This is a genomic window from Bradyrhizobium sp. (genome assembly GCF_016213215.1).
Classification (GTDB): domain Bacteria; phylum Pseudomonadota; class Alphaproteobacteria; order Rhizobiales; family Xanthobacteraceae; genus Bradyrhizobium.
Genome location: NZ_JACRAW010000143.1, coordinates 30,071 through 42,122 on the forward strand (window position 1 = coordinate 30,071; position 12,052 = coordinate 42,122).

At 62.0% G+C, this 12,052-nt stretch carries 16 protein-coding genes; 6 read left to right on the forward strand and 10 right to left on the reverse strand.

Features of this window, described 5'->3' with window-relative positions:
- Positions 1-228: 228 nt before the first annotated feature.
- The 3 genes from HY852_RS23380 (at position 229) to HY852_RS23390 (ending at position 2,084) form a co-directional block, all read left to right on the forward strand.
- Positions 229-456 (forward strand): hypothetical protein, encoded by a 228-nt coding sequence (locus HY852_RS23380; RefSeq protein ID WP_291607263.1) that lies wholly within the window; start codon positions 229-231, stop codon positions 454-456.
- A 118-nt stretch (positions 457-574) separates the two neighbouring features.
- Positions 575-1,126, forward strand: coding sequence for a DUF4142 domain-containing protein (locus HY852_RS23385; protein WP_291607280.1), 552 nt, complete (start codon positions 575-577; stop codon positions 1,124-1,126).
- 511 nt (positions 1,127-1,637) lie between these two features.
- On the forward strand, positions 1,638-2,084 hold the full coding sequence (locus HY852_RS23390; protein ID WP_291607264.1) for a CBS domain-containing protein: 447 nt from the start codon (positions 1,638-1,640) through the stop codon (positions 2,082-2,084).
- Between the two features lie 35 nt (positions 2,085-2,119).
- Here the strand turns inward: HY852_RS23390 and HY852_RS23395 are convergent, their stop codons facing one another.
- Positions 2,120-2,326: a hypothetical protein gene (locus HY852_RS23395; protein ID WP_291607265.1), complete on the reverse strand. Its 207-nt coding sequence runs from the start codon at positions 2,324-2,326 to the stop codon at positions 2,120-2,122.
- Positions 2,327-2,693: 367 nt separating this feature from the next.
- Between HY852_RS23395 and HY852_RS23400 the strand changes: the two genes are divergently transcribed.
- Complete coding sequence (locus tag HY852_RS23400; protein WP_291607266.1) at positions 2,694-2,897, forward strand: CsbD family protein; 204 nt, start codon at positions 2,694-2,696, stop codon at positions 2,895-2,897.
- 110 nt (positions 2,898-3,007) lie between these two features.
- Here the strand turns inward: HY852_RS23400 and HY852_RS23405 are convergent, their stop codons facing one another.
- Together HY852_RS23405 and HY852_RS23410 are read right to left on the reverse strand one after the other, a co-directional pair.
- Positions 3,008-3,601 carry a nuclear transport factor 2 family protein gene (locus HY852_RS23405; protein WP_291607267.1) on the reverse strand — a complete coding sequence of 198 codons (594 nt, stop codon included), beginning with the start codon at positions 3,599-3,601 and terminating at the stop codon, positions 3,008-3,010.
- A 287-nt stretch (positions 3,602-3,888) separates the two neighbouring features.
- Positions 3,889-4,689, reverse strand: coding sequence for a response regulator (locus HY852_RS23410; RefSeq protein ID WP_291607268.1), 801 nt, complete (start codon positions 4,687-4,689; stop codon positions 3,889-3,891).
- A gap of 218 nt (positions 4,690-4,907) precedes the next feature.
- On the opposite strand from HY852_RS23410, the gene HY852_RS23415 reads away from it, so the two are divergent.
- A complete protein-coding gene (locus HY852_RS23415) occupies positions 4,908-5,138 on the forward strand; it encodes a NepR family anti-sigma factor (RefSeq protein ID WP_291607269.1) in 231 nt (76 codons plus the stop codon).
- A gap of 1 nt (position 5,139) precedes the next feature.
- Positions 5,140-5,688, forward strand: coding sequence for a sigma-70 family RNA polymerase sigma factor (locus HY852_RS23420; RefSeq protein WP_291607270.1), 549 nt, complete (start codon positions 5,140-5,142; stop codon positions 5,686-5,688).
- Positions 5,689-5,783: 95 nt separating this feature from the next.
- Here the strand turns inward: HY852_RS23420 and HY852_RS23425 are convergent, their stop codons facing one another.
- From HY852_RS23425 to ureC, 7 genes are all read right to left on the reverse strand, one after another.
- Positions 5,784-7,439: an HWE histidine kinase domain-containing protein gene (locus HY852_RS23425; RefSeq protein ID WP_291607271.1), complete on the reverse strand. Its 1,656-nt coding sequence runs from the start codon at positions 7,437-7,439 to the stop codon at positions 5,784-5,786.
- 259 nt (positions 7,440-7,698) lie between these two features.
- Entirely contained in the window at positions 7,699-8,325 is a 627-nt protein-coding gene (gene ureG / locus HY852_RS23430) for an urease accessory protein UreG (protein ID WP_291607272.1), read from the reverse strand.
- A gap of 62 nt (positions 8,326-8,387) precedes the next feature.
- The gene (locus tag HY852_RS23435) at positions 8,388-8,747 is read right to left on the reverse strand and encodes a hypothetical protein (RefSeq protein WP_291607273.1); all 360 of its coding nucleotides are present in this window, start codon (positions 8,745-8,747) and stop codon (positions 8,388-8,390) included.
- 27 nt (positions 8,748-8,774) lie between these two features.
- Entirely contained in the window at positions 8,775-9,506 is a 732-nt protein-coding gene (locus tag HY852_RS23440) for an urease accessory protein UreF (protein ID WP_291607281.1), read from the reverse strand.
- Complete coding sequence (gene ureE / locus HY852_RS23445) at positions 9,487-10,125, reverse strand: urease accessory protein UreE (RefSeq protein WP_291607274.1); 639 nt, start codon at positions 10,123-10,125, stop codon at positions 9,487-9,489. The genes HY852_RS23440 and ureE overlap by 20 nt, the downstream gene beginning before the upstream one ends.
- A 12-nt stretch (positions 10,126-10,137) precedes the next feature.
- Positions 10,138-10,437: a putative quinol monooxygenase gene (locus HY852_RS23450; protein ID WP_291607275.1), complete on the reverse strand. Its 300-nt coding sequence runs from the start codon at positions 10,435-10,437 to the stop codon at positions 10,138-10,140.
- A 175-nt stretch (positions 10,438-10,612) separates the two neighbouring features.
- A partial coding sequence (gene ureC, locus HY852_RS23455) for an urease subunit alpha (RefSeq protein WP_291607276.1) occupies positions 10,613-12,052 on the reverse strand: 1,440 nt, incomplete at its 5' end.

Sequence of the window (12,052 nt, forward strand, 5' to 3'; positions counted from 1 at the left end):
ACCTCCAGCAGGTTCGATCGTCACGGGCTTCAGCGAACACGAAACCATGGAGACGATCGTGAGTTCCGAGAGACCGGCGAGAGATCAACCCACCCTGGAACGGCAAGTTGGCTAAGGCGTGACCATTGGCAATTGGCTCCTTTGTTGGAACAACGCCCAACAGCGGCCGTTCTCGAATCTCTCTGCCACAACAGACCGGGAGTTTGAGCAGCCACGGAGTAGGTCGACATGAGCGATTTCCGCGATATCCAGAATGGCGTCAACGACCCTGTCGACTGCGTCGACGTGAAGTACCAGTTCAGCGACAACCAGACGCCGCACGAGCGGGCCCAGACCGCTGCCGATGTGCGGGCAATTCCCACGCCGTCGCCATCCGAGTCATTCCTGCCCGAAGGATTGCGAAGGCCGCCTGCCAGACCGCTCAACAAGCGAACCGGCCGGAATCCGACGGATTGAGCGAAACGTCGTAGTCGGCATCTCCCGAAACGCGTTTGGAACGAACACCCAAAGCCATCCGTTGATCGGCACCAACCGTTGCCTGGCGATCGCCGGGCGAAAAGCTAGGAATCCAGTCATGAAGTTCTTAGTCATCGCCGCGAGTTGCGTGCTGCTTGCAAGCTCAGCACTCGCCCAATCCGTCGGCGAGAAGACCGGCATCAATTCGGCACTGGGAGTTGCGCCTCCCACGGCCGACTTTGTCAAACAAGTCGCGATCAGCGACATGTTCGAGCTCGAGTCGAGCAAGCTCGCACAGCAAAAGGGCAACGCACAGGAAAAGTCGTTCGCCCAGCAGATGGTGACCGATCACAGCAAGACCACCAACGACCTGAAGAGCATGATTAGCAGCGGCAAGGTCAAGGCTGCACTGCCCACCGCACTCGACAGCTCACACCAGAGCAAGCTCGACAAGCTCAAAGGCGCGACGGGCGGAGATTTCAGTTCGAATTTCAACTCGTACCAGGTCAGCGCGCACGAAGACGCGGTATCGCTTTTCGAGCGCTATGCAAAGGGCGGCGACGATCCAGAGCTCAAGGACTGGGCCGGCAAGACTCTTCCCACGCTCAGGCACCACCTCGAAATGGCACAGGAACTAGGCAAGGCCCCAAGTGTCGGCCAGTCCAAGTGAGGGAATCCTGGTCTGCCGACGCAAGAATGCCGGCAGGTCCGCCGGCATTTTTGTTGGTGTGCGTTGCAGCAAATGGTTCCGCGGCAAGGGCGCCCTGCTCCTGCTGGACCGCCATAGTGTTGGAGCCGTTCGAACCATTGGCGGACCGATCTCGTTACCTCTGATGCGCGACGCTTGTGGCGCTCGTTGTCACAGGCCGGTTGCGTCGTCCCAGCTACGGAGATGCCTGATGAGCAAGGAACGACCTACGGATGATCCAAGGACGCAAAGCGATTGGGGCTCTCATTCACAGACCGACAAACCTTGGAAAGGGAACCCGGAAAAGGAACAACGCTCTGACCAGTCGAAGATCGACCTTGAGAAGTGGCACGAGACCAATACGCATTGATTGTTGATTGGGGGCAGCCTGCGTTGTTCGACTTGTCGCGCAGATTTCCTGATCTGGCCGGGAACGCGGGGCGTGCCGGCTCGTTCTGTGGGCTCTCGTCCAACCAGATTGATGAGGCACATCATGAAAGTGCGCGACGCGATGACCCCCGAAGTCCAGCTTTGCACCCCTCAAGACACCCTGAAGGATGCGGCCGAAGCGATGGCCACCCTCAACGTGGGGCTTCTGCCGGTGACCGAGAATGATCGCCTCGTCGGCATGATCTCCGATCGCGACATCACGACGCGCGGTGTTGCCCTCGGTCGCGGACCCGACACGTGCGTGCGCGACGTGATGACGGAGGACGTCAAATACTGTTTTGAGGATCAGGACCTCGAGGACGTTACCCGGAACATGGGCGACATCCAGGTGAGGCGCCTGCCGGTACTCAACCGCAACAAGCGCCTCGTAGGCATTATCGCACTCGGCGACATCGCGCGCGCGAACGCCGGTGACGGGACCGCGGCGGCACTGCACCAGATCTCGCGTCCGGGCGGACGACATTCGGCGACGACGAGCCGCTTCGGTTAGGATCGCTCGACCGGCGCCGGACCAAGAGGTAGCGATCACCCCGTTGGCGGGTCGCCACGATCATCCGGAGCCATGCCGGAGCCTGGCGTCTTTTCGGAGTCGGTGAGCTTGGGATCGCGGGTCGCTTCGCGCGAGACGGAATTCTTCGGATCGCTGCGATGCGCAGTCTGCGCCCGCTCCCTGTCCGCCGGCTGTTCCTGCGCCTTTTCGTCCTTCACGATTCCATGTTCGGAGTGCTTCATTTGTCATCCTCAAATGGCGCGATCGAAATCACATGAACGGTCGCGCCAGCATAGTCGCTCGAGGGGGCATCTCAGTTCCGCCTGCTCCAAACCGTGAGTGGCGAGGATCCTCCCTTCAACCTTCAACGCTGAGTCGGAATCAATGGGTGACCCTCGACATCGTTCCAGCGAACACATGGCCTGAAGCTCGACCGAGGCCCGAACTGGGGAGGCAAATAGCCCCAGCAGTGAGGCCAACACGAACCTGGAACTTTGCCGAGCAAGCAGGCTTTCCATCCTCTGACGAGGAGAGGGACGCTTTCGTCTGCGTTCTATTTGACAAGCAGCATACGCAATCGACATCGCCCCAGGATCAAGGAGAATGAAGATGGACTGGAATCGCGTCGAAGGAAACTGGAAGCAGATCAAAGGCAAGGTGAAAGAGCAATGGGGCAAGCTGACGGACGACGATCTTGATGTCATAGACGGCAAGCAGGACCAGCTCGAAGGCAAGATCCAGCAGCGTTATGGTTATCAGAAGGATCAGGCCGAAAAGGAAATCAACGATTGGTACAATCGCCAGACATGGTGAGAGCGTTGAAGCAGGAGCCCCGAGAAAATCGGGGCTCTTTTACCGAAAGCCGAGCCTTACCTCTCGTGTTTTCTGGAGCGAGACTCCTCCCGGCGACGGGGGACCGCGCACTAGCGGCCCAGCCACTCGCGACCCTGAGCATAGAGCGCCTCGACCTCGACGCCGATCAGCCCCGGCATGTCGCGCTTGACCTTGTAGCCGATCATCTCCTGCAGATAGGCCAGGTGACGATAGCCTTCCGGAAGTCGCGCGAGCCGCTCTCCGTCCAGCCGAACGACGGCCGCGGGATCCACTGGATCGAGCCGGTCCTTTTCGTAGATCGGCTGCCGACGGACGATCCCCCATCTACCCTCTCGCTTCTCAAGGAAATCGAAGAAGCGCCCTGTGCAGACGACGTCGCACACGACGTCGTGCACCAGGGCCCGTTGCGAAATGGTCATCTTGGTCTGCGCGATGGCGCGAGCTCCGGCCACATCGATGCTGCTGCCGCCCAGGAAATGCAGGATACGCACACCCTTGGTGAAGCCTTCGCGGCTGACTCGGATGAATTCAGCCGCCGGCCCCTGAAACCAGGTGGCTGACATCCAACCATCTTCGTGCCAGACCGTCGCGAAGCGATCCCAGTCGCCGGCGTCGCGCCAGACCGCCCAGTTCTCGATCAGTTCACGGATGGCCAGTTTATCGAGGGTGGCCGGGACCGTCATGTAGAAACTCCTGATGGTTCGAGGGCTGCGCCGCGAGGCAGCCCGCAGCCGAAGAGGCGGCCAGGTGTCACACCCGCCAACGATCCTGGCGCCGCTCCGACCTTGAGCGTCAACGCTTACTAGCCGAAAGGTGCAAGCCTGTCCCGCGGGGAATCGACCTCACAAGATCGGGGGCTCCCCCGTATCCGTAGCGAGCGGCGGACGAGCCGGATATGGCCACGCAAAAAAAGAAAGCGGCGCGCTCTGTGCGACGCGCCGCTCTTATACGCACCTGTGAAAGTTCGGCGTCAGGCCGCCGGCGCGCGGCGGTTACGCGAATTGCGCTGGAAGAACAGCGCCTGGCTCGCGACGGCCGACACCATCGCCGGCTGGAACGGCTTGGAGATCAGGAAGGCCGGCTCCGGCCGCTCGCCGGTGAGGAAGCGCTCGGGATAGGCCGTGATGAACACGACCGGTACCTCGAAGCTCCTTAGAAGCTCGTTGACGGCGTCCAGGCCCGACGAACCGTCGGCGAGCTGGATGTCCGCGAGGATGAGGCCCGGTCGCTTGTTCTTGGCGAGCGCAACCGCATCCGCATGAGTCCGCGCCACTCCGACCACATTGTGCCCGAGATTCCTCACCAGACTTTCCAGATCCATGGCGATGAAAGTCTCGTCTTCGATGATCAGGACGTCGGTGGCAATTTCCGCCGCCATTTCCCGGCCCGCCATGTCCGCAAGCCGGCGCGTCTCGGCGACGTCCGTGCCGAGGATGTAGGCGACCTCTTCCTCAGGGAAGCCTTCCAGCGACAGCAGCAGGAATGCCTGCCGGGGCAAGGGGGTGATGTTGGACAGCCGGCGCTCGGGCGGCATCGGCAGTGTCGTCACCTCGGAATCATCGTTGAGCGAAACCGAATTCCAGATTTGGGTGAACAGCCGGAATAGGCCGGCGCGAGGGCCATGGCTCTCGTCTAGCAGCGAGGGGTCCTGGAGCATGGCTTCCAGCATCGCTCCGACATAGGCGTCCCCGGACGATTGGCTACCGGTCAAGGCGCGGGCGTACCGCCGCAATAGCGGCAGGTGCTCAGCAACAAGCTGTGAACGGGACATCCCCACTCCATTTTCTTAGGGCCAAGCTCGTTGAGGTGTCATTAAGGGGCGGCCCGGTTCCCCTGCTAGGCTGATTACGTCCGAAAGCGATAAAAGTTCCGACGGGTCGGAACTTTTAGCCGGATTTCGCATTAGCCCCTCTTAGGGGAACGACTCCGGTTGGAGATAAACCGTTGAAGCTACAGGGACTTAACTCTCGGGGAAACGTGGAACAGGTCATGAAAGATGTAAAGTCTCAAGCGAGCAAAAGCACGACCCCCGGCAAGGGCGGCCTGAGCGCTGAAATTCAATCCAGAATCGGCCACCAGTTGCGGGCGATGTACGACGATGTCGTCCGCCAAGGGGTGCCCGAACGGTTTGCGGAGCTTGTCCGCAAACTTGATGCGCCGCAGGCCGCTTCCCAATTGGAAGGATCGGGGGGATCCAACGAAGACGACGGGAGGGAATAATATGCCTCTCACCGACTCCCTGCGCGACGACATCCTGGCGGCGGTGCCCAGCTTGCGTGCATTCGCCATCTCGCTCAGCGGCAACGGCGATCGGGCCGACGATCTGGTCCAGGAAACCCTGCTGCGGGCGCTCGCCAATATCGACTCCTTCCAGCCGGGCTCGAACCTGCCAGCATGGCTGTTCACGATCCTGCGTAACCTGTTCCGCTCGGACTATCGCAAACGGCGGCGCGAGGTGGAGGATGCCGAGGGCAACTATGCCAAGACGCTCAAGACCCAGCCGGCACAGAACGCGCATCTGGAGTTCGAGGAATTCCGCGCCGCGCTGGACAAACTGCCGCAGGACCAGCGCGAGGCGCTGATCCTCGTTGGCGCGTCCGGCTTTTCGTACGAGGACGCGGCGTCGATCTGCGGCTGCGCCGTCGGCACCATCAAGAGCCGCGTCAACCGAGCGCGATCAAAGCTTGCCGCCCTGCTCTATGTGGAGGGTGCCGAGGATTTTGGTCCCGATAAGACGGTACGCGCGGTGATCGGCGGCAGCAGCGGCTGATGCACTGATGGCGGACATGCACGCCGGCGAGGCGACCAGTTAGTTGGCCGCCTCGCCAGCTGTGACGCTTGCCGCGTCAGTCGGAGTCGCCCGGCTCAGGCCGGACGAACTGGCTTGGAGAACTTCTCGGTCCGGTCCCGCTCGGTCATGTCGATGACCGTCTCCATCGGGGCGGTCAATTCATAGACGTAGCTCACGTCCGTGAAGTAGCGCTTGGACGAGCCGCCGAGCGCCTCGGGCGCGACGCGATCCAGCAGGATCACGCCGAAGTCGGAGTCCGGGCGGCGCGTCGCCTCGCTGGTGTTGAACTCTTCCCAGCGGAAATGAAAGATCGTCTCCGGCTCCTCGCCGTTCACCGTCCAGGTCACGACGATATGAGGATGCTTTCCGACCAGCGAAAGCCCTTCGTCGGAATGCGATGCAAGCTCGAAGAACAACAGCGAGAGGCTTTGTGCGGCGCGCGCGCTGACCGCGATGTCCGGTCCGCTCACAGCAATTCGCTCGGCATGCGGGATCGCCCGCGCCTCGAACAAGCCCTTCAGCTTGACCCCTTGCCACTGGCTCTCGCTGAGAAGCGACACCACGTTGGACATGGCGTGAATGCGCCCGATCAAAAGCTCGCGCGCGACGTCGATGTCGGAGCCATGGCGCAGCGTGCGCGTCACGATCGACTGAATGACGGCGAGGATATTCTTGACCCGATGGTTGAGCTCGTCGATCACGGCTGTCAGACGGCGCTCGAAGCCGATCCTGACTTGAATCTCGCGGCTGAGCCGCAGATTGTTGTAAGCCACGTAGCCGAACAGCCCGCAAACCATCGCCGTGATGGCAAGTCCGATAGCAGCCACGATCGCCGCCGTCTGCCGCGCGCGCCGCACCGCGTTGGTCTTGGCGTAGTAGCTGAGTTGCCAGTCCCGACCGCCAAAGCTGACGGTCCGGGCGGCCGAAGCCGCCGGCCCTTCGGGATCTGCAATGCGCGAACTAACTACGCCTTCGTCGTTTGCAATCAGTTCACTTCCCGCTTGACGAGGATCCCTGAGTGCCACCGAGAACAACGACATGTTGTCGTTGGTCAGCATCAGCGACGCAAGCTGGTACGAGAAGGTCACAAAGCCCGCCGGCGAATCCGCTCCCTCCGGAATGACGGGCGCGGCAATAATGACACCGGTCGGCCCATTCGGGCGCAGCAGGGGTACCGGATCGGACACGACCGATCTTTTCTCTGCCATGGCGCGAGCCAGCATCGGCCCGCGCACCGGATCCTGGTCATAGCTTCGCCCCGGCAGCCCCTTGGTCTCCTCGTTGCGCGGCTCCAGATCGATCAGCACGTCGATCGAATGGTTGAGCGCGGCCGCATCGAGCGGCCTGTCCTCGAAATCGCGGATGGTCGGATTGGGGAATCCGCCGCTCGCCAGCGCCGCCCGCGCTGATTCCAGTTCGTCCGGCTTGAGCCGCGCGATCCAGCCTACGACGACGAAGTCCGTCTTGAAGGCGTAAATGGCCGAACGCAGCGGCTCCAGCATGCTCGGCTTGATCACTGAGGGCGCGCGAAACAGGCCGGATGCAACGCGGGCGAGCAGTTCGCGCTCGGTTAGGCGATCCTGGACAAGGCTTGCATGAATGTCGATTGCACGGGCAACTGCGATGCCGTCAATCGTCAGCTCCTGATCGTGAACGCGATAGGCTGCAAGCCCGGAGAGCAGGACTCCGATCAGCGCGATGAAGCCAATGATGAACCCGAGCCGAACCACTCGCTACTCAGAAGGTCTGAGGTTTGGGAAGAATAGGAAACATGGTGACGGGGCCCGAATGACAGCGTGTCGAGGAAAGAATGAGACCCTACGATCGAGCATAATGGATGAGGTGGCATAAGTACGCAACTTCGGTCGGCGGCGAAGGCTCGGGCGCCCCGAGGGGGCAAGCCTCCGGAATCCATGCTAATGGATATCCGGCGTATTTGTTCCGGCTGCGGCCAGTCGCCACAGGAGTTAACGCACCTGCCATCTACCGTCAGGAGGTTGCACGCAGGCCCCCCTTTGTCTCGATGAAGGCGATGATGCGGTCGAGCCCTTCGCTCTTCTTCAGGTTGGTCATTACGAACGGTCGATCCCCCCGCATCCGCTTGGCATCCATCTGCATTTTGTCCAGGGATGCACCGACATGGGGCGCCAGATCGATCTTGTTGATGACGAGCAGGTCCGACCGGGTGATGCCCGGTCCTCCCTTGGACGGGATCTTGTCTCCGGCTGCAACGTCGATGACGTAGATCGTCAGATCGGCAAGCTCCGGCGAAAATGTCGCAGCGAGATTGTCGCCGCCGGATTCGATCAGCACCAGGTCGAGGCCAGGAAATTTGGCGCGCATGTCGGCCACCGCCGCGAGATTCATCGACGCATCCTCGCGGATTGCGGTATGCGGACACCCGCCTGTCTCCACGCCCGCGATGCGGTCGGGCGTCAGCGATCCGGAGCGCACCAGAAATTCCGCGTCCCATTTGGTATAGATGTCGTTCGTGATCGCGGCGATGTCGTAGCGCTCCCGCATTGACTTGCAGAGCAGATCCATCAGCGCGGTTTTTCCCGATCCGACAGGACCGCCGACGCCAACTCGCAAGGGACCGTTCGAATGCTTGCTCATGCCAACTCTCGGACTGTGCTTATCAACTCTCATACTGCGCTCATCGATCGCTCAGGCCCTGGTCACGGAGCCCAGGTCCAGCGGAAATTATCCTCTCTGAACGTTTTCGCGCGCATTGGATCGGCCTTGTCGAGATCGCCAATCAGCTTGCCACGCGAGTCGAAATAGACCCGATCGGCGTCGATCTGCACGTTGCGTTTGCCGATCTCGCACGCGTAAGGGGCGGCGCGGCCGCCGCCGAGGTATTTCCATTGATTGCCGTGGCGGGCGGCGATGCAGATGACATCGGCCGCCTTCAAACCATTCTTGTCGAGTTCGGCCTGAATGTCGCTGACCAGCTTGGGCGCACTGCGGACCGCGACCAGGACCTCGTCGAGGCCAAGGCTGCCCTCCGCCCAGGCTGGCGATTGGAGCAAGACCACGAACTGCCACCACAGCCCACCTCAGCGTCATGACCGGAACAACCGCGTGTACTGCATCTCATGGCGCATGCTGGCGAGATCGGCGCGGAAAGTCGCGCCGCCGACATCGTCCAGCTTCGCCCGCAGGGCTCGGCTTGCGGTATTGGCAACCACCGGCTCGAGCGCGGCGAGCACGCGCTGGCTTTCGGTTTGTCCAAGCGGAATGAGACGACTTCCGGCGGATATCCAGTTCGAGACCACCCCGTGCAGGAAAGCGTGCAGCGTTGGCCCGAGCGGCACGCTGTGGACGGCGCTGACGAGACCAACCGCGACGGGGTAGACGACCGGCACGAGGCAGTTCGCGATCATTTCCTCCAGGCCGTCGCAATCCCACGCAGCGCGCGCGATCTCGATGAAAGCGCGTCCCTGTGCGGTGGTCTCGAGCTGCCGCTCGCGCGAGGTGACGAAAGCGGCGGCAAGCCCGGCAACCTCGCGCAAGGTCGCCTCATCGCCCGCCTCAGTCGCGCGATGCGCTTGCGACAGAAACACCGCATCGCAGAAGCCCGGGCCCTCGCTCAGCATCGCGTCGAGCCAATCCTTCAGAGATGCGGCGTCCGCAATGTCACCCGCTTCGACCGCCCATTCGATGCCGCTGGAGTAGGAAAAGCTGCCGACCGGAAAGGCAGGCGACAGCCAGGTCATCAACCGGTACAGCGCCGCGGTTTCGGCCTCCGTCATCGCGCCCCGCATGTCGGCCGGCTCACTTGTGATCATGAGCATGGGGATGGCTGTGCTGGTGATCGTGGTCGCATTGCTCGCCATCATGATGGTGGTCGTGACCATGATCATGCGCCGAATGGTCGCGATGGCGGTGATCATGATCGTGGTGTCCATGATCGTGACCATGTCCGGCATGATCATGGCGTGCATGATCATGCGTGTGTTCTTCATGCCCGTGCCCTTGCTCGCTCTCGGCATAGGCGCCGCCCTCCGGATCGAACGGCGCCTCGATCTCGATGACCTTCGCGCCGAGGCCCTTCACCATGGCCTCGATGACGTGATCGCGCCGGATACGCAGCCCCTTGGGCATGATCTGTGTCGGCAGATGCCGGTTGCCCAGGTGCCAGGCGATCCGCACCAGGTGCTGCGGATCGCGGCCTCGGATCTCGGTGAGCGGCTCCGGCGCCGCAACCACCTCGACAAGCCTGCCGTCCTGGAGCACCAGCGCATCGCCGCCACGGAGCGCGACGGCATGCTCGAGATCGAGCAGGAATTCGAGCCCGCGCGTGCCGTGCATGACCATACGCCGCCGGTGACGATCGTCGAAGTCGAGGACGACGGTGTCGGCCGGCGCCTCGGTGAAGCGGTGCTGTCCCTTGACTTTCGTCGCCCGGATCATTCGGTTTTCCTGTCAGCGAACGTCGACCTTCTCGGGCGTGATGATCTCGATCTTGGGCGGCGCCGAGAAGCACTTCACCGCCACGCGACCGAACGCCTTCATGTGTTCGGCGGTTCGGTGCGGCACCAATGCCTCGGCATTTTCCCACTGCTCGACGAACACCATTCTGCTCTGATCGGTGACGCTTTCGTGCAAATCATAGGCAATATTGCCGGGCTCCTTGCGCGTTTCCTTGATGCATGCCTTGGCAGCAGCAATGAATTCAGCGCGCGTTTCAGGCTTGATGGTCAGCGTGGCAACGACGTAGATCACGAAAAATCCTCCCGACTTTCTGCTTGGCTCAATGCCGGCAGGACTTTAGCCCAGAAGCGCGACCGGACGCAAAACCGTAAATCCGCGCGCCCTGATCGCCAGCCCCAGAGCATCGTCCTTTCGAAACATCGGTAGCCACTTTGGGCTAACGCGGCCCTTCGGTCCGGAACTTGCGCTAGAACAGGAAATACCTCTGTGCCAATGGCAACACCTCCGCGGGTGCGCAGGTCAGAAGCTCGCCGTCGGCGCGCACCTCGTAGGTCTCCGGATCGACCTCGATCCTGGGCGTCGCATCGTTGTGGATCATGCTCTTCTTCGAAATGCGGCCGCGGGTGTTCTGTACCCCGTAGAGCTTCTTGTCGATGCCGAGCTTGCGCTGCAGGCCGGCGGCGACCGCGGCCTTCGAGGTGAACACCACGGATGAGGCGGTGCGCGCCTTGCCGAAGGCGCCAAACATCGGCTGATAATGCACCGGCTGCGGCGTCGGGATCGAGGCGTTGGGATCGCCCATAGGCGCCGCGACGATCGAGCCGCCCTTGATGACGCAATCGGGCTTGACGCCGAAGAAGGCGGGCGACCACAGCACGAGATCGGCGAGCTTGCCCTTTTCCACCGAGCCGACCAGCTTCGACATGCCGTGCGCGATCGCCGGGTTGATGGTGTATTTGGCGATGTAGCGCTTGACGCGGAAATTGTCGTTGTCGCCCTTCTCCTGCGAGAGACGGCCGCGCTGCTTCTTCATCTTGTCCGCGGTCTGCCAGGTGCGGATGATGACTTCACCCAGACGGCCCATGGCCTGCGAGTCCGATGACATCATCGACAGCGCCCCGAGATCATGCAGGATATCTTCGGCCGCGATCGTTTCCTTGCGGATCCGGCTTTCGGCAAAGGCGAGGTCCTCCGCGATCGATGGATCGAGGTGGTGACACACCATCAGCATATCGAGATGCTCGTCGATGGTGTTGCGGGTGAACGGCCTCGTCGGATTGGTCGAGGACGGCAGCACGTTCTTCAGGCCGGCGATCTTGATGATGTCGGGCGCGTGACCGCCGCCCGCCCCTTCGGTGTGGAAGGCGTGGATGGTACGGCCCTTGAAGGCCTTGATGGTGTCCTCGACGAAGCCGCTTTCGTTCAGCGTGTCGGAATGGATCATCACCTGGATGTCGTATTTCTCGGCGACGTTAAGGCAGCAGTCGATCGCCGCCGGCGTGGTGCCCCAGTCTTCGTGCAGCTTGAGCGCACAGGCGCCGGCCTTGACCATTTCTTCCAGCGCGGCCGGGCGCGAGGCATTACCCTTGCCGGCAAAGCCGAGATTGACCGGGAATGCGTCCGCCGCCTGGATCATGCGGCCGAGATGCCAGGGGCCAGGCGTGCAGGTGGTGGCATTGGTGCCGGCCGCCGGCCCGGTGCCGCCCCCTAACATGGAGGTGACGCCGGAATAGAGCGCCTCGTCGACCTGCTGCGGGCAGATGAAATGGATGTGGGTGTCGAAGCCGCCGGCCGTTAAAATTTTGCCTTCGCCGGCGATGATCTCGGTGCCGGGGCCGATGACGATGGTGATGCCGGGCTGGATATCGGGATTGCCCGCCTTGCCGATCGCGGCGATGCGTCCGGC